At 63.6% G+C, this 19,998-nt stretch carries 15 protein-coding genes; 14 read left to right on the top strand and 1 reads right to left on the bottom strand.

Translation table 11 applies throughout. The features are described 5' to 3' along the window. Positions 1-99: 99 nt before the first annotated feature. The 14 genes from Pcatena_RS06505 to Pcatena_RS06440 all read left to right on the top strand — a co-directional run bounded on the left by Pcatena_RS06505 (position 100) and on the right by Pcatena_RS06440 (position 18,379). Positions 100-1,515 carry a C1 family peptidase gene (locus Pcatena_RS06505; RefSeq protein WP_232619842.1) on the top strand — a complete coding sequence of 472 codons (1,416 nt, stop codon included), beginning with the start codon at positions 100-102 and terminating at the stop codon, positions 1,513-1,515. 364 nt (positions 1,516-1,879) lie between these two features. Further along, positions 1,880-3,481, top strand: coding sequence for an ABC transporter substrate-binding protein (locus Pcatena_RS06500; RefSeq protein WP_126422717.1), 1,602 nt, complete (start codon positions 1,880-1,882; stop codon positions 3,479-3,481). 115 nt (positions 3,482-3,596) lie between these two features. Next, on the top strand, positions 3,597-4,553 hold the full coding sequence (locus Pcatena_RS06495; protein WP_126422715.1) for an ABC transporter permease: 957 nt from the start codon (positions 3,597-3,599) through the stop codon (positions 4,551-4,553). Beyond that, positions 4,553-5,458: an ABC transporter permease gene (locus tag Pcatena_RS06490; RefSeq protein WP_126422713.1), complete on the top strand. Its 906-nt coding sequence runs from the start codon at positions 4,553-4,555 to the stop codon at positions 5,456-5,458. Before Pcatena_RS06495 ends, Pcatena_RS06490 begins: the two co-directional genes overlap by 1 nt. A gap of 5 nt (positions 5,459-5,463) precedes the next feature. Then, positions 5,464-6,516 (top strand): ABC transporter ATP-binding protein, encoded by a 1,053-nt coding sequence (locus tag Pcatena_RS06485; protein WP_126422711.1) that lies wholly within the window; start codon positions 5,464-5,466, stop codon positions 6,514-6,516. After that, a complete protein-coding gene (locus Pcatena_RS06480) occupies positions 6,517-7,509 on the top strand; it encodes an ABC transporter ATP-binding protein (protein ID WP_126422708.1) in 993 nt (330 codons plus the stop codon). Between the two features lie 121 nt (positions 7,510-7,630). Further along, a complete protein-coding gene (locus tag Pcatena_RS06475; protein ID WP_198433391.1) occupies positions 7,631-8,893 on the top strand; it encodes a M20 family metallopeptidase in 1,263 nt (420 codons plus the stop codon). Further along, a complete protein-coding gene (locus Pcatena_RS06470; protein WP_126422704.1) occupies positions 8,894-10,366 on the top strand; it encodes a S10 family peptidase in 1,473 nt (490 codons plus the stop codon). Positions 10,367-10,373: 7 nt separating this feature from the next. Continuing rightward, positions 10,374-11,105 carry a hypothetical protein gene (locus Pcatena_RS06465; RefSeq protein WP_126422702.1) on the top strand — a complete coding sequence of 244 codons (732 nt, stop codon included), beginning with the start codon at positions 10,374-10,376 and terminating at the stop codon, positions 11,103-11,105. 359 nt (positions 11,106-11,464) lie between these two features. Then, complete coding sequence (gene pheS, locus Pcatena_RS06460) at positions 11,465-12,541, top strand: phenylalanine--tRNA ligase subunit alpha (protein WP_126422700.1); 1,077 nt, start codon at positions 11,465-11,467, stop codon at positions 12,539-12,541. Positions 12,542-12,747: 206 nt separating this feature from the next. After that, positions 12,748-15,210 (top strand): phenylalanine--tRNA ligase subunit beta, encoded by a 2,463-nt coding sequence (gene pheT, locus Pcatena_RS06455; protein WP_126422698.1) that lies wholly within the window; start codon positions 12,748-12,750, stop codon positions 15,208-15,210. A 91-nt stretch (positions 15,211-15,301) separates the two neighbouring features. After that, positions 15,302-16,144 carry a hypothetical protein gene (locus Pcatena_RS06450; RefSeq protein WP_126422695.1) on the top strand — a complete coding sequence of 281 codons (843 nt, stop codon included), beginning with the start codon at positions 15,302-15,304 and terminating at the stop codon, positions 16,142-16,144. 181 nt (positions 16,145-16,325) lie between these two features. Next, complete coding sequence (locus Pcatena_RS06445; RefSeq protein WP_126422693.1) at positions 16,326-17,060, top strand: GntR family transcriptional regulator; 735 nt, start codon at positions 16,326-16,328, stop codon at positions 17,058-17,060. A 128-nt stretch (positions 17,061-17,188) separates the two neighbouring features. Further along, on the top strand, positions 17,189-18,379 hold the full coding sequence (locus Pcatena_RS06440) for an iron-containing alcohol dehydrogenase family protein (RefSeq protein ID WP_126422691.1): 1,191 nt from the start codon (positions 17,189-17,191) through the stop codon (positions 18,377-18,379). A gap of 156 nt (positions 18,380-18,535) precedes the next feature. On the opposite strand, the gene pyk is transcribed toward Pcatena_RS06440, so the two are convergent. Beyond that, positions 18,536-19,987, bottom strand: coding sequence for a pyruvate kinase (pyk, locus tag Pcatena_RS06435; RefSeq protein ID WP_126422689.1), 1,452 nt, complete (start codon positions 19,985-19,987; stop codon positions 18,536-18,538). Between the last annotated feature and the right edge of the window lie 11 nt (positions 19,988-19,998).

The raw sequence follows: 19,998 nt of genomic DNA, 5'->3' as shown, positions 1-19,998 counted from the left end.
CCGGCCATCCGAACATGATAGGACAAGATGAGCGTTTCGAGCCCTTCCAAGCGCTATGCTGACTACCAATGTTGGAATAATGCAACCAAGGAGAATAACGTGGCTTCAGACGAGCTTGACCTCTCTGCCGTGAACGAGCTGACGAACGAGTTCGCCAGCGTGCGCGCCAACCGCGTGGCACGCAACTCCGTCACCGCGCTCGGCGTGGTCGAGGCCAGCGTCGACCGCAGGCAGGCACGCAACTACCAGGACACCTTCGGCGTGTCGCTCAAGGCCGCCAAGACCGTGACCGGCCAGCGCCACTCAGGTCGCTGCTGGATGTTCTCGACGCTCAACGTCCTGCGCTCCAAGGTCCTCGCCAACCTCGACATCGATGACTTCGAGTTCTCGCAGAACTACATCCAGTTCTACGACAAGCTCGAGCGCTGCAACTCTCGCCTCGAGTACGTCATCGACACGGCGGACCGCCCCTGGAACGACCGCGAGGTCACCCAGCTCATGCTCACGCCGGTCGAGGACGGCGGCCAGTTCGTCTTCTGCTGCAACCTCGTGAAGAAGTGGGGCGCCATCCCCAAGGCCCTCATGCCCGACACTGCCTGCAACAAAGACACGGCGCAGATGAACGCCCTGCTCACGACCCTCCTTCGCAAGGACGCCACGATCCTGCGCAAGATGGCTGCGAACGGCGCCACGCTCGAGGAGCTTCGCGCCAAGAAGCAGGAGATGCTGCCCGAGTTCCACCAGATCCTTTGCTGCTGCCTGGGCGAGCCGCCCGTGACCTTCGACCTCGCGATTGAGGTGGGCGAGGGTGCCGACGTCGACGCTTCCAAGGTCGAGGAGGTCGTCTCCGCCAACGGCGGCGAGCCGCGACGCGTCCTGCGCGACGCGGGCATCACCCCGGTCGAGTTTGTCGAGCGCTACGTGAAGCTTGACCTCTCGCAGTACGTCGAGCTCGTCAACTTCCCGGGCGAGACCCGTCCCTACGAACACGCCTATGGCATCCGCTACTTCGATCCGGTCATCGGTGGCCAGCGCCTGCGCTTCCTCAACATGCCGATGGAGGACCTCGAGAACGCCGCCGTCGAGTCGCTCAAGGCCGGCGTCCCCGCGTTCATGATGTGCGCGGTCAACAAGAACCTCATGCGCAAGGACGAGGACTTCTCCGGCGTGCTCGCGCTCGATGGCATGGACCTCGACGGCACCTTTGGCGTCGACCTCTCCCAGACCAAGGCCGAGATGATCGATGACCGCGAGTGCGGCATGACGCACTGCATGGCCTTCCAGGGCGTCGAGCTGGGCGAGGACGGCAAGCCCGTGGCCTGGCGCGTCGAGAACAGCTGGGGCGACGACTTTGGCTTTGACGGCTACCTCGTCATGGACGCGGACTGGTTCCGCCTCTACGGTGGCGACGTCGTGGTGGAGCGCCGCTTCCTGCCGCAGCGCATCCTCGACCTCTGGGACACCCTGCCGCTCGAGGACGTTGCCTATTGGGATAACATGCTCGCGATCGGCTAGGGGCTTCAGGGCGGAAATCCCCAAGGGCAGCGTCGCCTCTAAGAGCCTTATTCACATATGCGTGATGAAATGTCCGCAGGCGGTCAAACAGTGCTTTGCCGTCTGCGGCTTTTTTACACCCATCACGTCAAAATTTGCACCAACTAGAGACAATCATAAGGTAAAGTAGAAAGTTACTGTCTTATCCAAAAGCAGCCTAGTATTTCGCCTGAGTAAACCATCGCGTATCGCTAGCTCAACGTGATGCCGTTTCAGATATCTTTTATGAAGCGAATTGCATGGCTGGTAAGGAATTTGCAGTTTCCAGGCATATCCGCGTTTTTCAAGAGGGCACTAGCGTCCTGATACCAAAATGGGAGGAACCATGTCTGACCTCAAGATTTCCCGTCGTTCGTTCGTCGGTGGTGTGTCCATCTTTGCGGCAGCGATGGCGGGTACCGCACTCTCCGGCTGCAGCTCTGATGGTGGCTCGACTTCCACCGGTGCTGGCGCCGATGGCGGCACGCTCGTCCTCAGCCTGCCCTCCTCGCCCAAGTACCTCGACCCCATCAAGTACACGGGCGCCTATGAGGCCCAGATCATCTGGTGCGTGTGCGACACCCTCGTCGACTACAACATCGACCTCACCGAGATCGTTCCCCAGCTCGCCACCGAGTGGAAGGTCTCCGACGACGGTCTCACCTACACCTTCACCATCCGTGACGATGCCAAGTTCCAGGCTGGCCAGTACCAGGAGGGCCGCGCCGTCGTCGCCGAGGACGTCAAGTACTCCCTCGAGCGCTCCGCGACCGAGTCCTCGATGAACCGCCTCGCCATGCTCGACCACTGCAACGTCGTTGATGACCACACGGTCGAGTGCGTGCTGAAGGCCCCTAACGCCTCGTTCCTCACCGCTCTTACGGATGCCGGCAACGTCATCGTCCCGAAGGAAGAGGTCGAGGGCTGGGGCGATGCCTTCGGCGACCACCTCGTGGGCTCTGGTGCGTTCAAGCTCGACCAGTTCGTGAAGGACCAGCAGAGCGACCTGTCCCGCTCTGATTGCTACTGGGGCGAGAAGCCGCACCTCGATGGCCTCACCATCAAGGTCGTTACCGACATGACCCAGTCTGCCAACGGCCTGGCCACGGGCGAGATCGACATCGCCACTTCGCTCACGGGCGAGGCCACCCAGACCATCAAGAACAATGACCAGCTCGTGCTGGACCAGAAGCCGGCACTTCACGTTGCCTACGTCTACATGAGCCAGGTCAACGGCCCCACCGCCGACCAGAAGGTCCGCAAGGCCATTCTCATGGCTGTCAACCGCGATGACCTGGTCAAGGGTGTCTATCCCTATGGCGAGGCTACGACCGCCGTGCTGCCCCTGCCCAAGGATTCTTGGGGCTATGACGAGTCCGTCGAGGCTGACGTCCCGGCCTATGATCCCGAGGGCGCCAAGAAGCTCCTCGCCGAGGCTGGCTACCCCGATGGCCTTTCCCTCAACATCTACATCTCCAACACCGAGGCTCGTGTGAAGATGGCCACCATCCTCCAGCAGGCTCTCAAGGAGAACCTGAACATCGACCTCGCCATCAACCCGAGCGACTGGGGCACCTTCAGCGCCGCCGCTGCCGCCGGCAAGGCTGATCTGTACGGCATGAGCTGGTCCTGGTTCCCCGACCCCTACTTCTTCCTCAACAAGCTGTTCAGCTCCACGGAGATTGGCGCGCTTGGCAACGGTGCTGGCTTCAGCCACCCCGAGGTCGACGAGCTGCTCGACAAGGCCCTCGAGGTCACGGACCAGAACGAGCGTGCCAAGTACTACAAGGAGGCCCTGAAGAAGATCGTCTCCTATGACCCGATGCTCGTCTATGGCTCCGAGTTCGTGAACACCGGCCTTACCAAGAAGGTTGAGGGCTTCCAGAGCCGTGCTGACAACAAGACGGTCATCGTCTCCAGCGAGATCAACATCTCCAAGACGGCGTAATTTGAGTTTTTCATTCAGTTAAGAATGATGGGGGCATGGCCCAGAGCCGTGCCCCCATCACATGGTTACGCGGGCACAAGGTCCCGCCAGACTCCGCTCAGGGGGTGTTGCAAAGGTGGCAAAGACAATCCTCAAAAGGATTCTCCAGACGATTCCGGTTCTGTTCGTAGTCGTCACCATCACCTTCGTCCTCACGCGCATGATTCCGGGCGATCCAGCTGCGCAGATGCTGGGTCCGCAGGCGTCACCCGATGCGATTGCGACGATGAGAGTAAAGATGGGCCTCGATGAGCCCATGCTTACGCAGTACATCAACTATTTGGTTGGTATCCTGCACGGCAATTTCGGCTATTCGTACTCTTACAGTGGCCCCGTCATGCCCATCATTCTGAGCAGGCTTCCCTCCACGCTTTCGATCACCCTTACGGGCCTCGTGCTCGCGCTTCTCGTCGGCGTGCCCATTGGCGTCGTGTCCGCCGTGAAGCAGAACACCATCTTTGACTACGTTTTCATGGTGCTCGCCCTCGTTGGCGTGTCTATGCCTATTTTCTGGCTGGGCCTCATGCTCGTCCTCACCTTCTCGGTGAATCTGGGCTGGCTTCCCGCCATGGGCATGGGCGCGATGTCAAAGGGCGTCTGGGATGTCATTAGTCACATGATCCTGCCGTGCTTCTGCCTGGCGACGATCCCCGCGGCGACGTTTGCCCGCATCACGCGCTCCAGCATGCTCGAGACGATCAACGGTGAGTACATCAAGGCCCTCCGCGCCCGCGGCATCAAGGAGTCCAAGATCATTTGGAAGCACGCGCTTAAGAACGCGCTCCCGCCCATCGTGACCGTACTTGGTCTTCAGCTTGCCAGCGCCTTCGCCGGCGCCATCCTGACGGAGACCATCTTCTCCTGGCCTGGTCTTGGCACGCTTATCGTCAATGCCGTCAACGGCCGTGACTACTCGCTCATTCAGGGCGTGGTCCTGTTCTCCGCCGTTGTCTTCGTCTTCGTTAACCTCGTTGTTGACATCGTCTACATGGTCATCAACCCCAAGGTCAATTATGAGGGGGGTAGCAACTAATGGCAGATAACGCTACTGGCGCTAGCCTTTCTGACGAGGCAACGCTCAAGATGCTCGAGCGTGAGCGCAAGGCGAACAACGCCTGGCACAAGCTCGCTCGTAACAAGATGGCGCTCGTGGGTCTTGCGATCGTCGTCGTGATGGTGATCCTCGCCGTCTTTGCGCCCCTGCTTGCTCCGTGTGATCCCAACGCCACGGATACCGGCAACATGTTTGCCGCTCCCGGGGTGGGAGGCCACCTGTTTGGCACTGACGCCTTTGGCCGCGACCTTCTCTCCCGCGTGATCTATGGTGCGCGCATTTCGATCTTCATCGCCATCGGCGGCACCATCCTCGGTGCCATCGTCGGCATCCTGCTCGGCCTCGTCGCTGGCTTCTTCGGCGGCATCGTTGACTCTGTGATCATGCGCATCATGGACGGCATGATGGCGTTCCCGTTCATCCTGCTCTCCCTTATCCTCATGACCATCCTTGGTCAGGGCACCATCAACGTGATCATCGCGATTGGCGTTGCCAACGTGCCTAACTTTGCTCGTGTCGTGCGCGGTCAGGTCCATGTCGTGAAGAACGAGGAGTACTGCAACGCCGAGCGCGTCATTGGCGCCAGCCCCGCTCGCATCCTCTTCAAGCACATCTTCGCCAATGCCATGAGCCCGGTCATCGTCTACTTCACGCTCAACATCGCCAGCGCGATCATCTCTGAGGCCGCGCTTTCCTTCCTCGGCCTTGGCATCCAGCCGCCCACCGCTTCTTGGGGCTCGATTCTTTCCGAGGGCAAGAGCTGCCTGCAGGGTGCTCCTCACATCGCCACGATTTCTGGCATGTTCATCCTCGTCACCGTTCTTGGCTTCAACCTGTTTGGTGACGGTATTCGTGACGTTCTCGACCCGAAGCAGAAGAGGTAGGCCCTATGAGCGAGAACAACTCTCAGGCTACCGAGACCAGCGCAGCTACCGAGCAGGTCTCGGAGCATCTTGTTGAGGTCCACGACCTTAAGACGTACTTCCACACGGCTGCCGGCGTCGCCAAGGCCGTCGACGGCGTGAGCTTTACGCTCGATCGTGGCAAGACCCTTGCCATCGTGGGCGAGTCTGGCTCCGGCAAGTCCGTCACCTCGAGCTCTCTGATGCACCTTCTGCCCAAGACCGGCAAGATCGAGGGCGGCAGCGTCATGTTTGACGGCAAGGACATCGTGCATGCCACCGAGGCTGAGCTCCGTGAGCTTCGCGGCAAGGACATCTCGATGATCTTCCAGGACCCGATGACGGCCCTTGACCCGGTGTTCAAGGTTGGCACCCAGATGATCGAGAACATCCGCCTGCATGACGGTCTCGACAAGGAGGCCGCGCGCAAGCGTGCCATCGAGATGCTGAAGCTCGTGAGCATCCCCAACCCCGAGAAGCGTATGGACTCGTATCCGTACGAGCTTTCCGGTGGTATGTGCCAGCGCGTCATGATCGCCATGGCAATGAGCTGCCACCCCAAGTTCATCATCGCCGACGAGCCCACCACTGCCCTCGACGTGACGGTGCAGGCCCAGGTCCTGAGCCTGCTCAAGGGCCTTCAGGACACGCTCAACACGGGCATTCTGCTCATCACGCACAACCTCGGCATCGTCTGGCAGATGGCTGATGATGTCATGGTCATGTATGCGGGCCGTACCTGCGAGTATGCCCCCATGGAGGAGCTCTACGCCAATCCGCTTCACCCCTATACCTGGGGCCTGCTCGACTCCATGCCCAAGCTCTCCGATAAGGCAAAGACCGACCTCAAGACCATTCCGGGTGTTCCGCCCGATCTGAGGCTCACCGGCACCTGCTGCAACTTCTACAACCGTTGCCCCTACGCCTGTGAGAAGTGCAAGAACGAGGTTCCGCCGCTGGTCGAGGTCAAGCCTGGCCACTTCGTGGCGTGCCACAGGCAGAACGGCGAGGAGAGCCTCGTTCGTGGGGAGGCGAACTAAATGGCCAACGATAATGTGATTCTTGGCATCAAGAACCTTAACAAGGAGTTCCGTCTTCGTGGTGACGGCCTCTTCGGCAAGCCTCAGACGCTTCATGCGCTGTCCGGCGTTTCGCTTGATGTCTATGAGGGCGAGACCCTCGGCATCATCGGCGAGTCCGGTTGTGGCAAGTCGACCCTTGGACGTTGCATCGTTGGTCTCCATGAGCCTACGAGCGGCGAGATCATCTATAACGGCCAGGATATTTCCAAGCTTAAGGGCGCCGCGCGCAAGCCCGTGCACAAGGATCTCCAGATGATCTTTCAGGACTCCTATTCGAGTCTTGACCCTCGCTTCACCGCGGCGGCTTCCATTGAGGAGCCGATGGTCATCCATGGCATCGAGCCTGATGCCGCGAAGCGCCAGCAGAAGGTCCTTGACCTTATGAAGGAAGTCGGCCTCGACATCCAGCACCTGCAGCGCTACCCGCATGAGTTCTCCGGCGGCCAGCGCCAGCGCATCAACGTCGCTCGCGCCCTCTCACTCGATCCGAAGATCATCGTGTGCGACGAGCCCGTCTCCGCGCTTGACGTGTCGATTCAGGCCCAGGTCCTGAACCTCTTCCGCCGACTCCAGCGCGAGCGAGGCCTGACGTACATCTTCATCAGCCACGACCTTTCCGTGGTCAAGCACATCTCCGACCGCGTGGCCATCATGTACCTCGGCCGCGTCATGGAGATCTCGCCTGCTCACGGCATCTATGAGAACCCGCTGCACCCCTACACGAAGGCTCTGCTCTCGGCCATTCCGCCCGAGAATCCCTTCGAGCGTCACCCCGAGATGAAGCTCGAGGGCGAGATTCCCAGCCCGGTGGGCAAGCAGGTCGGCTGTCCGTTGGCCGGTCGTTGTCCCAACGCCACGGAGCGCTGCCACCACGAGCGCCCTGCGCTCATGGAGGTGGAGGACAACCATCGCGTCGCGTGCTTCCTCTATCACGATAAGGTCGCGGAGTAGGTCTATTATCTTGGGGCCAGTCGTTTCCGGCTGGTCCCTTTTTGTTTGTTTGCAAGTCATGCGTTTGTCTAATGGCTGGTGTGCCGGGGACCGGCATGCCTTGAGGGAAGGCGGAACCGAAGTGACGGTTACGAAGGAGCAGCTTCACGAGGCTGTACTTGCTCACCAGGACGATCTGCTCAAGCTTTGCCAGCAGCTTATTCAGATCAAGAACCAGAGCCCGATTGATGACCAGGAGCCCGCTATCAAGTTCGTTCGTGACTACCTTGCCGAGCACGGCATCGAGTCTGAGCGCATCGTTGCGGACGGCGGCGAGGACTATCCTGTCGTCTATGCTCGCATTGGCTCCGATGAGGGCTTCCGCGTCGTCCTGAATGGTCACGTTGACGTTGTGCCCGTTGGCAAGCTTGACGGCTGGGACTTCGATCCGTTCGGCGGCGAGATCCGCGACGGCAAGATGCTCGGCCGCGGTACCTCTGACATGAAGTGCGGCCTCGCGGTCCTGCTCTTCTCGATGGCCATGCTCAACGAGAGCGGCGCCGAGCTCAAGGGCGACATCCGCCTGCACGTCGTCTGCGACGAGGAGATTGCCGGCACCGGCACCAAGTGGTTCTGCGAGAACGGCTATGCCGACGGCGCTGACGCCGTCATGATCGGCGAGCCTACCGGCCACGACACGATTGAGATTGGCCAGAAGGGCATCCTCCACCTCACGTTCACCGCTCATGGCGTGCCCGGCCACGGCTCGACCGGCAACTACAAGGGCGATAACGCCATCAACAAGCTCGCGAAGGTCATCCCCTTCATCGACGAGATCACCGCTGTTCCCGGTCACTATGACGAGTCCCAGGCTCGCGCCGTCAAGAACTCGCGCACCATCGCCGAGCGCACGATCGGCACCCCTGGCGTCGGCAACGTCATCGACCACTGCTCCACCAACGTCGGCATCATTCAGGGTGGCGGCAAGATCAACCAGGTGCCGGACTTTGCCTCCTGCAGCGTCGACGTTCGCCTGCCGTATGGCTGCAAGCACGAGGAAGTCGTTGCTGCGGTTGATGCCCTGATTGCCAAGAGCGGTGTCGAGGGCGTCGAGGCCAGCTATAACTGGACTGCCGAGGGCAACTACACCGACGATGAGTCCAAGCTGGTCACGAGCCTCAAGAAGAACATCGAGGACGTCTGGAACGAGGAGTGCCTGCCGGCTTACCAGTGGGCGAGCTCTGACGCCGCGCACTACCGTGCGCTCGGCGCCCCGACGATCCAGTTTGGTCCGGCCAACAACGAGGGCATCCACGGCTACAACGAGGATGTGGACGTTATCGATATCGTTCACTCGGCGGAGATCTATATGATGTCGCTGTGCGACATGCTGGGGGTGGAGTAGATGAGCGAGCAGTTTGCGGCGCCCGTCGCCGATGCGAACGCGGTGCCCGAGGCCAAGAGCAGCGATACCCTGACCTGGAGCGTGGGCGAGGAGTCCATCGACTACGTGGCCAGCGCCGGGCACCTGGACATCTATGACCCGCAGCGCGTGCTCGAGGGCAAGATGTTCAACGTGAGCTACGTCGCCAGCTCCGTGAACGGCGAGGCCGTTGACGTGGCGCGCCGTCCCGTGACGTTTGCCTACAACGGCGGCCCGGGCTCGGCGTCCGTGCCCATCAACTTTGGTGGCCTTGGCCCGAAGCGCGTCGTGAGCGAGGGCGAGCAGTTCGCCGGCGCCAACTACGAGGTCGTGGACAACCCCGGCACTCTGTTGCGCGAGACGGACCTCGTGTTCCTCGATGCCCTCGGCACCGGCTGGTCGTTCGTGGCGGACGGCTATGACACCAAGCGCGTCTACGGCCTTGAGGAGGATGCTCGCACGTTCTGCCGTGCCATCGTTCGTTGGCTTGACGAGAACAACCGCTGGGGCAGCCCGCTGTACATCTACGGCGAGTCCTACGGCACGATGCGCTCGGCCGTCCTTATGCGCTATCTCGGCGAGGCCGGCGTGCCGCTGGCCGGCGTTGTCATGCTCTCGGCCTACTTCGACTGGTCCCAGAACCTGCCGGGCAACGACCTGTACTACCTCGGCATGCTGCCGAGCTTTGCGTCGACGGCCCAGCACTTTGGCATCACGGGCCGCGGCGTGGACCCCGACAAGTGGTTCGACGAGGCAAGCGAGTTCACGGCTGGCGAGTACGCCGCCTCGCTCATGAAGGGCGACCGCATCGACCCGCGCGAGAAGCGCCGCATCGCCAAGAAGATGGAGCGCTACATCGGCATTCCGGCCGAGCTCCTTCTCGCGCACAACAACCGCATCGAGCTCGAGGACTTCCGCGCCAACCTGCTGCGTGACAAGGGGCTCATGTGCGGCCGCCTCGACATGCGCTACACCGAGACCATGACGCTGCCCGTGCAGCGCAACACCTTCTACTTCGCCTGCGAGGACCCGGCGGCTCACGCTCTCGAGAAGGTCTGGTACGGCGCGTTCCGTAGCTTTCTTCGCAGCACGCTTGGCTACGTCAACCCCGCCGAGTACCGTCTGTCCGTCTGGAGCGAGATCGGCATCGGCTGGAACTGGGTGCACGACGAGCCGGGCATGGACGACACCAAGACCGCCGCGCCCAACCTCGCGTTCGACATCGCCACGGCCCTGCGCCGCAGCCCCACGACGAAGCTCGCCATTCTCGGCGGACGCTATGACGCGGCCACGCCCTGGTGGAACATGGACCACACGATGAGCCAGCTGTTCCTCCCGGCAGAGCTCAAGGACCAGATCACCTACCACCGCTACGGCTGCGGCCACATGGCATACACCGACGTCCCCACGCTCATGCAGATGGTCGATGACATGCACGAGTTCTACGCCAAGTAGGAGAGCCATGGATATCCAGACGCTCATCACCACCGCGGGCATCTGCGCCGTCGTCTTCATGCTGCTCGTGTCGGTGCTTCCCGGCATGCTTCGCGGCGTCATCGCGAACAAGGCCCAGAACCAGTTCATGGCCGGCGACTTCGACGCCGTGCTCAAGACGCTCTCTGGTCCCATGGCGAGCTTCTGTCTGCCCAAGTACAACCAGGAGTACATGCGCCTGAACGCCTACGAGGCCAAGCAGGACGTCGAGGGCGTCCAGCGCACGCTCGACGTCATGCTGGGCCTTCGCGCCACGGCCCAGCAGCGTCGCATCCTGCTGTCCCGCGCGCTCAACTTCTACGAGACGCAGGGCGACGAGGGGCGCGCCACGCATGTGCTCGAGCTCATCGACTCTCACGTGGCCGAGTGCAAGGGCGAGGCCCTCGATGCCGCCAAGGAGCTCAAGCGCGACTCGCGTCAGACGTTCAACATCGCGTTTCGTGGCAGCTATGCCTACATAGCCGAGATGGAGCACGCCCTGGCGAGCGCCGATGCCGACGAGCGCGCGCGGCTCAACTACTACCTGTCGCTGCAGTACGGCAACAAGGGCGACGAGAAGCGAGCACGCGAGTACCTCGACCGCATCGCGAAGTCCTACGGGCTCGTGCCCAACGACAAGGACGACGAGGCGCCCACGGAGGATGCCGGCGAGGGTGTCGGGGACGATTGTCACGAGGAGGGCGGCGCGTGCCGGCGCTGATGCGCTGTGCTAAACTACGCAGCTAGGCTATGACGGAGAGGTTTGGCTGTCGCGTTGCCAGCGGATGAGAGATGGGACCCACCGGCTGAGAGGTCCCTCCAAGGCAGACGGCCAGAGTTCACTCCACCAGCTGCGAGCTTAACGTGCGCCCGAGGCGCGCAAGTAGGCAAGCCGTAAGCCCCACGGAACGGGGAGAAGAGTGGGTACGCCGGGCAGACATCCGGCGGCCAAGCAAGGTGGTACCGCGGATAAGCTCCGCCCTTGCTCGCACAGGCGAGCGGGGGCGGTTTTTTGTTGCCGTGACAGGGCTCGCGCCAACACCGGGCATATGTGCCCGAGAAGGAAAGGGGCAGGTAGGAATGACGATCATCGACGACCTCAAGGCCATCGAGAGCGAGGCGGCCAAGGGCATCGGCGGCGTGGGAGACCTCGCCGAGCTCGACCGCATCCGCGTGGCCGTGACGGGCAAGAAGGGCTCGCTCACCGGTGTGCTGCGCCAGATGGGCCAGCTGGACCCGGCGGACCGCCCGCGCGTGGGCAAGCTCGCCAACGAGGTTCGCGCCCGCATCGAGGCGTCGCTCGAGCAGCGCCGCCACGAGCTTGAGCACGCGGCCCTTGAGGCTCGCATCGCCGCCGACTCCGTGGACGTGACGCTTCCCGGCCGCGTCCCCAACGTGGGCTCCGAGCATCTCATCTCCCAGATCATCGAGGAGATCGAGCAGATTTTCTGCGGCATGGGCTACACCGTCGAGGACGGCCCCTACATCGAGACGAGCTACTACAACTTCACCGCGCTCAACGCCCCGCTCGACCACCCGAGCCGCAGCGCCCGCGACACGTTCTACGTCGAGGACAACAACCCCGGCAGCCTCGAGCACTCCGAGGCCCACGCCAACGGCGAGTCAGACATCCTGCTGCGCACCCAGACCTCCGGCGTCCAGGCGCACACGATGGAGAGCCACGAGCCGCCCATCTACATGATCTGCCCGGGTACGGTCTTCCGCCCCGACACTCCCGACGCCTGCCACCTGCCCCAGTTCAACCAGATCGAGGGCCTCGTGGTGGACGAGGGCATCACCTTCGGTGACCTCAAGGGCACGCTCGACTACTTCTGCCGCGAGATGTTCGGCAAGGACCGTGCCACCCGCTACCGCCCGCACTTCTTCCCCTTCACCGAGCCCAGCTGCGAGGTGGACGTCTCCTGCGGCGTCTGCGGGGGCAAGGGCTGCCGCTTCTGCAAGGGCACGGGCTGGCTCGAGATTCTCGGCTGCGGCATGGTCGACCCCAACGTGCTCGACAACTGTGGCGTCGACCACGAGAAGTACACGGGATTCGCCTTCGGCATCGGCGCCGAGCGCGTTGCCGCCCTTCGCTACGACCTGCCCGACCTGCGCATGCTCATGACTGGCGACATGCGCTTCCTCTCCCAGTTCTAGGGCTTCCCACGGCACCCAATCTGGTCGCTCAAACCGTCGCACGCGTACCTTACGTACGCTTTCTCCTCTTTCGCGACCATCTCGGGCACCGTGGAAACCCCTAGCCGGTTTCCTGCGGCGTTTCTCGTTTGGACTCATCTGACGCACCGCGGAAACCCTGGCTGAAGAGGCTGTGAATTATCCTGCGCAACAGAAAGGCGTAAGACATGCGCATCTCATATGAGTGGCTCGGCTCCATGGTGGACCTGCCCGATGACCCGAAGGTCCTCTACACCGAGCTCATCCGCACCGGCACCGAGGTCGAGACGATCGAGCGCGTTGGCGCCGACCTCGAGCACGTCGTCGTGGGCCAGGTGCTCTCCAAGAAGCCCCACCCCGACTCCGACCACATGTGGCTGTGCCAGGTCTCCGTGGGCGACAAGAACGTTGACGAGAACGGCGATCCTGCCCCGCTGCAGATTGTGTGCGGCGCCCAGAACTTCAACGAGGGCGACAAGATCGTCGTCGCGATGATCGGCGCCGTGCTTCCCGGCGACCTCAAGATCAAGAAGAGCAAGCTGCGTGGCGTCGAGTCGTGCGGCATGAACTGCTCCGAGCGCGAGCTTGGCCTGGGCGGAGACCACTCCGGCATCATGATCCTGCCCGAGGACGCCCCCGTGGGCATGCCGTTCACGGACTATCGCGGCACGTCGGACACCGTGCTCGACTGCGAGATCACGCCCAACCGCCCCGACTGCCTGTCCTACGTGGGCATGGCCACCGAGGTGGGCGCCGTCCTCGACGAGGACACGCACATCGAGCTCCCCGCCATCCAGCGCGAGGAGGGCCCCAAGAGCGCAGACCTCGTGGACGTCAAGATCGCGGACACGAGCCTGTGCAGCCGCTACGTGGCGCGTGTCGTGCGCGGCGTGAAGATCGGCCCGTCTCCCGAGTGGCTCGCCCGCCGCGTCATCGCCGCAGGCAGCCGCCCCATCAACAACGTCGTGGACGTCACGAACTACGTCATGTACCTCACGGGCCAGCCGCTGCACGCGTTCGACCTCGGCAAGCTCTCCGAGCGCGATGGGCGCCGCCACATCGTCGTGCGCGCCGCCCGCGAGGGCGAGCAGCTCACGACGCTCGACGGCCAGCAGCGCACGCTCACGAGCGACATGGCCGTCATCACCGACGACGGCGAGCGTGCCGTTGCCCTGGCCGGCGTCATGGGCGGTCTCAACTCAGAGATTGACGACACCACGGTCGACGTCCTGCTCGAGAGCGCCTGCTTCGACAAGAGCCACATCTCGCGCACGAGCCGCAACCTCAACCTCATGAGCGAGGCGTCCATCCGCTTCGAGCGCCAGGTTGACGCCGCGAACTGCGAGGAAGTCGCCGACATCGCCGCCGCACTGTTCGAGAGCTGCTGCGGCGCCACCGTCTGCCGTGGCCGCGTGGACGAGTATCCCGTGCCCGTGAAGGCCGTCCGCATCGCCCTTCGCGGTGAGCGCGTGCGCAGCATGTGCGGCGCGCCCATCACCAACGATAAGATCAGCCACCTGCTCGAGCGCCTGGGATGCGCCGTCGTGGCCCAGAAGGGCGGCAACGACTTCGAGGTCGTGGCCCCCACGAGCCGTCCGGACCTCACGCGCGAGGCCGACCTCATCGAGGAGGTCCTGCGCCTGTGGGGCATGGATCGCGTGGAGCCCACGCTGCCCGCGGCCAAGAACCACCACGGCGGCCTCACGGTCGACCAGCAGCGCACCCAGCTCATCGGGCGCACGCTGCGTGCCTGCGGCCTGTCCGAGACGTTCACGTACTGCTTCGCCGAGGATGGCGACCTCGAGCGCGCCAACATCTCCGAGACCGGCCGCGGCGTGCCCGTGCGCATCAAGAACCCGCTGCTCGCCAACAACTCCGAGATGCGCCGCTCCATCCTGCCTGGCCTGCTGCGCTCCGTTGCCTACAACCTGGACCACGGCGTGCCCAACGTCGCGCTCTATGAGCAGGGTCGCGTCTTCTTTGGCCACGAGAAGCGCACGCTTCCCGACGAGCCGCGCTACGTTGCCGGCGTGCTCTGCGGCGCCTGGGGCCTCGACGGTTGGAACGAGAGGCACCAGCCGCTCGACTTCTTTGACGCGAAGGGCGTTGTCGAGCGTCTGCTTGCGGCCCTGCGCATCACGAAGGTCCGCTTCAAGGTGGCAGACGCGTCCGAGTACCCCTGGCTGCAGCCGGGTCGGGCGGCCGAGGTCTATGCTGGCGGCGAGCTGCTTGGCTGGGTGGGCAACGTGCACCCCACGAGCCTTGCGAACTTTGGCATCGACGAGGACGTCGTGGCCTTCGAGCTCTCCGAGGCGCACCTGCTGCGCCTTGCCGCCCGCGAGCTTCCCTACCAGGACGTGCCCACGCTTCCGGCCATCACGCACGACCTCGCCATCGTCGTTGACGAGGACGTCACGTGCGAGATGCTCACGCAGCGCATCACGAGCGCTGGCGGCAAGCTGCTCGAGAGCGCCCGCCTGTTTGACGTCTACCGCGACCCGGTGCGTGTGGGCCTGGGCAAGAAGTCCATGGCCTTCCAGCTCACGTATCGCGCGAACGACCACACGCTCACGAGCGAGGAGGTCGAGCGCGCCCACGAGAAGCTCGTCAAGAAGGTCTGCCGCTCCACGGGCGGCGAGGTGCGCGGCTAGTCTGGTGCGCCTTGGGCGGTCGAGCGCGGCGCTGCCCTCGTAACATACGAGTTGTGTAACGGGCGGCCCCACGGCATTCGTGGAGCCGCCCGTGCGTGCTACCATAGGCGCCATGCCAAGCTGGAACGTACATATCGCCCACGCTCAGCGTCTGCTGTCCGAGTGCCCGGCCTCCTCGCTCGGCATACGCGACGCCAACGCGTTTCTCTTTGGCAACCTCGTCCCAGACGTCTACGTGGGCTACATGCTGCCCCATCCGTCTGGCATCCTGCCCTACTCGCTCACGCACTTTGCCGACCCCTGCTCCATTCCCGTGCCTCGCGAACGCGAGTTTTGGGACCTGTACGTGGAGCCTGCGCTCGAGTTGCCCAGTGACGTTCCCCTGGGCCCGGCGAGCATCACGGTGGAGGAGGGCGTGGAGATCTCCCGAGCGGGTGGTCATTTTGCCATTCCGGCAACTCCCGAGCGCCATGAGGCCGTTGCCGCGATGCTGCGGGCAGCTGGGTACCGGGCCTCGGACGTCGTCCTTGGTGCCTGGGCCCACCTCATGTGCGACCATGCCTACAACGAGGCCACGCACGCCTGGCTGCAGGAATACCACGTGCCCGCCGGCGAGCGCACGCGCATCCGCAAGCAGGGGGACTTCGACAAGTTTGGCAGGACGCTACCCATCGAGCTTGCGGGCGAGGCAACGGAGGCGCTCGTGGCGCAGGCCGCGGCGTTTCCGCAGTATGCGCTGCGTCGCTCTGACGTCGAGCGTTCCGTCGAGGTCGCCAACGCGATCGTGACGAACAACCGGGCCAATCACATCGACGGCGTGCCGGACTACAGCCTGTTCACGGCCGCCTTCTTCCACGAGGTGTTCGAGCATGCAAATGAGTGCCTCGTGAGGCGTCTGACGTCGTATGGCAAGCGTCTCTCGGATTGCTCATAGAGCAAACCGCTTGTTAGCCGAACATACATAATTGCAGGTAGAGCATGGTTGACCAGTCTATGTGTTCGCGCCTGTAGATTTGATTGAGCGTGCCTGTGAGCGGTAAACTTTTCGATGTTGTGGTCAACTGGTCAAGTTGACCTGAGCATGCGCCGCGCGCGCCCGCGAGGAAGGCCTTCGCATGTCGGACTTCGAGAGGAAAGACACCTCCCTGCTCTATGTGCAGGTGGCCGACTACGTCCGTGAGAAGATCTACTCCAAGGAGTGGGGCGTCGACGAGCGCATTCCCTCTGAGCACGAGCTCATGGCGATGCTGCACCTCTCGCGCGGCACGGTGCAGAAGGGCATTCGCTCGCTTGTCGAGGAGGGTCTGCTCGTCCAGCAGCGCGGCCGCGGCACGTTCGTCATCGAGCCGGTCATGGCGCGTCCCTCTGGCAACAAGCTCCACTCGTTTGCCGAGTCCATGACCGAGCAGGGCATCGACTTTGTGACGAAGGTCGTCGACAAGCGCATCGAGCGCGCGAGCCGCGTCTGCGCCCGCAGCCTCGAGATTGCCGAGGGCTCTCCCTACCTGTACCTCATGCGGGTGCGCTTCGTGGCCGAGGAGCCCGTCATGCTCATCGAGAGCCGCGTGAACCTCGAGCCGTGCCCGGGACTCGAGAACATCGACTTCGAGCGCGAGGGCCTGTTCGATGCCGTAGAGCGCACGAGCGGCCAGCAGATCGGCACGGCCGAGATGACGTACAGTGCCCGCGCGGCCGGCAAGAAGCGCGGCCGCTGGCTGCAGTGCGGGGAGCGCTCGCCGGTCCTCGACCTTGATCAGCTCGTGCGCCTCGAGGACGGCACGCCCGTCGAGTGGGGCAGCGTCTGGATGCCCGCGAACCGCTGCGTCATCAGCTCCGTGCGTACCCGCTAACCTGTGGTGACAATGGCGCCGGGGTCGTGGTTACCGTCGGCGCCCTACATTAACAGTGCAACAATGCGGGCCTCGATGCCTCCTCGCAGTCCTAGAATTGGGTCGCAATCCAGGGACGAGGAGGACGCATGGAACTCACCAGCACAAACTACCTGCCCAGTTACACCGTAGGCGTCGATGCCTATAAGGCCGTGCCCGAGGTGACGCGCCGCTTTGGCTCCACCGCGGTGATCATCGGCGGCAAGACGGCCATGGAGAAGGCCGCCCCGCGCCTGCTTGCGGCCCTCAAGGGCACGGGCGTCACGGTCACGGACCAGATCTGGTATGGCGGCCAGCCTCGCCACTCCGTTGCCGAGAAGCTCGCCGCTGACCCGCGCGTCCAGGCGGCCGACATGGTGTTTGGCATGGGCGGCGGCCGCGCCATCGACGAGACCAAGGAGATTGCCGAGCTTGCGGGCAAGCCTCTGTTCACGTTCCCCACGGTTGCGTCCAACTGCGCGCCCGTGACGGCCATCGGCGTGTTCTATAAGGAGGACGGCTCGGTCGACAACTACTTCCTGCCCAAGGAGCCGCCGATTCACTCGTTCATCGACACGAAGGTCATCTCCGAGAGCCCCGACGACTACTTCTGGGCGGGCATTGGCGACGCGCTCTCCAAGCAGCCGGAGGTAGAGCTCTCGAGCCGCGACCTTGACCTGCCGCACACCCCGCTCATGGGCCGTGCGCTTGCGGTCTCATGCGAGCGCCCGCTGTTCGACTACTCCGCCAAGGCGCTCGAGGACAAGCGCACGCGAACGTCGAGCTATGAGCTCGAGCAGGTCATCCTCGACATCATCGTCTCCACGGGTCTCGTCTCGAACATGACGACGAACCTCGGTGCCGAGAAGGGCGCCTACTACTTCAACTCGAGCACGGCGCACGCGTTCTACAACGCCTACACGGGAATCGGTGAGGCCGCCGAGCGCCACCTGCACGGCGAGGTCGTCTCGTTCGGCGTGCTCGTGCTCAAGGCGTTCGACGACAAGCCCGAGGAGCTTAAGAAGTTCGCCGCACTTAACGTGTGCCTCGGGCTTCCCACGACGCTCGCCGAGCTCGAGTGCCCCGAGTCCGCGCTCGCGGGCATCGTCGAGCGCGCCCAGAAGACAAACGAGTGGGGCCGCGCCCCGTACGGCTTTTCGCCCGAGCGTTTCGAGCAGGCCATTCTTGATGCCGATGCCTATGGGCGCGCGCTTGCCGCCGGCGATGCGGCTGCTCAGGCGGCGGCGCTTTCGGCCGTGCACGCGCATCGCTGCGTGGAGCCCACTCCTCGCAAGCTCTAGGTGACAGGCGGACCAGAGGGGACGGGTTCATCTGGTCCGCCTGGCCTCGTGGGGACCAAACGAACCCGTCCCGTTTGGTGCCTAACAAGAAGCGCCCCGAAGTCCGTGTGGGCTTCGGGGCGCTCTGCGTTCGCCTGTGAGCGTGTGGCGGCTGGCCTACTTGCTCTCGGGGACCTGGGCCACGAGGAGCATGTTCGTCGAGGTGATGTAGTCACCCTGCGACGGGGCGGTGTTGGGGTCACCGGCCGTGACGCAGACGAGGTCGCCGGCGTCGATGAGGCCGTTGTCCTTGGCCAGCGTGAGGGCCTGGCGCACCGTCTCGTCGATGGCGCCCTGGGCAGCGCCCTTCAGCACCGTGACGCCCCAGTAGAAGCAGCACTTGCGCACCGTCTCGTCGTGCGGGGACACGGCAAAGATCGGCAGGGTGGGGCGGAAGTTCGAGATGAGACGGGCCGTGCGGCCGCTCTCGGTGGGCGTGAGGATGCACTTGGCGCCCACGCGGTTTGCCGTGGTGACGGCGGCAAAGCCGATGGAGCCGTTGACGTCGCGGACGCCGCCGCGCTCGTGGTAGTTGTGACGCTCCTCGAGGTACTGCTCGGTCTCGTGGCAGATGGAGGCCATCATCTTCACGGCCTCGACGGGGTACTTGCCGGCAGCCGTCTCACCGGAGAGCATGACGCAGTCCGTGCCGTCCATGATGGCGTTCGCGACGTCGTTGACCTCGGCGCGCGTCGGGCGCGGGTTGCGAATCATGGAGTCGAGCATCTGCGTGGCCGTGATGACGGGCTTGTAGGCGGCGTTGCACTTGCGGATCATCTGCTTCTGCGCGTGCGGCACCTTCTCGGGCGGAATCTCGATGCCCAGGTCGCCGCGGGCCACCATCACGCCGCTGGAGTGGGCGAGGATGTCATCGAAGTTCTCGATGCCCAGCGCGCACTCGATCTTGGGGTAGATGGAGACGTTGTCGCGACCGTGCTCGTGGCAGATCTGGCGGATCTCCTCGACGCCCTTGCCGTCGCGGATGAACGAGGCGGCGATGGCGTCGATGCCAAGCTCGCAGCCAAAGATGATGTCCTCGCGGTCGCGCTCGGTGACGGCGGGCAGGGAGATGTCGACGCCGGGGATGTTCACGCCCTTGTGCTCGCCCAGGTCGCCGGCGTTGCCGAGTGTGCAGTAGATGTCCGTGCCCTCGATCTTGTCGACGTTGAACTCGAGCAGGCCGTCGTCGATGAGGATGCGGTCGCCGGGCTTGACCTCGTTGGGGAGGTTCTTGAAGTCGAGCGAGAAGCGCTCGTGGTTGCCCACGACGCCGTCGTCGGTCGTGATGATGGTCTTGTCGCCGGTCTCGAAGTGTACCTTCTCGCCATTCTCGAGCACGCCGGTGCGCACCTCGGGGCCCTTGGTGTCGAGCAGGATGGCCACGGGGATGCCAAGCTCTGCCGAGACCTTGCGGACGCGCGCGACGCCGGCGCGGTGGTAGTCGTGGCTGCCGTGCGAGAAGTTGAAGCGGGCGACGTTCATGCCGGCCTTGATGAGCTCGCGAAGGACGTCCTCGCTCTCCGTGGCCGGTCCCATGGTGCAGACGATCTTGGTCTTCTTGGACTGCATTTCTTTCCTTT

The sequence above is a fragment of the Parolsenella catena genome (assembly GCF_003966955.1).
GTDB lineage: Bacteria > Actinomycetota > Coriobacteriia > Coriobacteriales > Atopobiaceae > Parolsenella > Parolsenella catena.
This window is presented reverse-complemented; position numbering and strand designations above follow the sequence as displayed.

Excerpts from the sequence above, each read along its gene's own strand:
- Pcatena_RS06500 (WP_126422717.1), top strand. The coding sequence starts at position 1,880 with ATGTCTGACCTCAAGATTTCCCGTCGTTCGTTCGTCGGTGGTGTGTCC.
- Pcatena_RS06490 (WP_126422713.1), top strand. The coding sequence starts at position 4,553 with ATGGCAGATAACGCTACTGGCGCTAGCCTTTCTGACGAGGCAACGCTC.
- Pcatena_RS06485 (WP_126422711.1), top strand. The coding sequence starts at position 5,464 with ATGAGCGAGAACAACTCTCAGGCTACCGAGACCAGCGCAGCTACCGAG.
- Pcatena_RS06480 (WP_126422708.1), top strand. The coding sequence starts at position 6,517 with ATGGCCAACGATAATGTGATTCTTGGCATCAAGAACCTTAACAAGGAG.
- Pcatena_RS06470 (WP_126422704.1), top strand. The coding sequence starts at position 8,894 with ATGAGCGAGCAGTTTGCGGCGCCCGTCGCCGATGCGAACGCGGTGCCC.
- Pcatena_RS06465 (WP_126422702.1), top strand. The coding sequence starts at position 10,374 with ATGGATATCCAGACGCTCATCACCACCGCGGGCATCTGCGCCGTCGTC.
- pheS (WP_126422700.1), top strand. The coding sequence starts at position 11,465 with ATGACGATCATCGACGACCTCAAGGCCATCGAGAGCGAGGCGGCCAAG.
- pheT (WP_126422698.1), top strand. The coding sequence starts at position 12,748 with ATGCGCATCTCATATGAGTGGCTCGGCTCCATGGTGGACCTGCCCGAT.
- Pcatena_RS06445 (WP_126422693.1), top strand. The coding sequence starts at position 16,326 with ATGTCGGACTTCGAGAGGAAAGACACCTCCCTGCTCTATGTGCAGGTG.
- Pcatena_RS06440 (WP_126422691.1), top strand. The coding sequence starts at position 17,189 with ATGGAACTCACCAGCACAAACTACCTGCCCAGTTACACCGTAGGCGTC.
- pyk (WP_126422689.1), bottom strand. The coding sequence starts at position 19,987 with ATGCAGTCCAAGAAGACCAAGATCGTCTGCACCATGGGACCGGCCACG.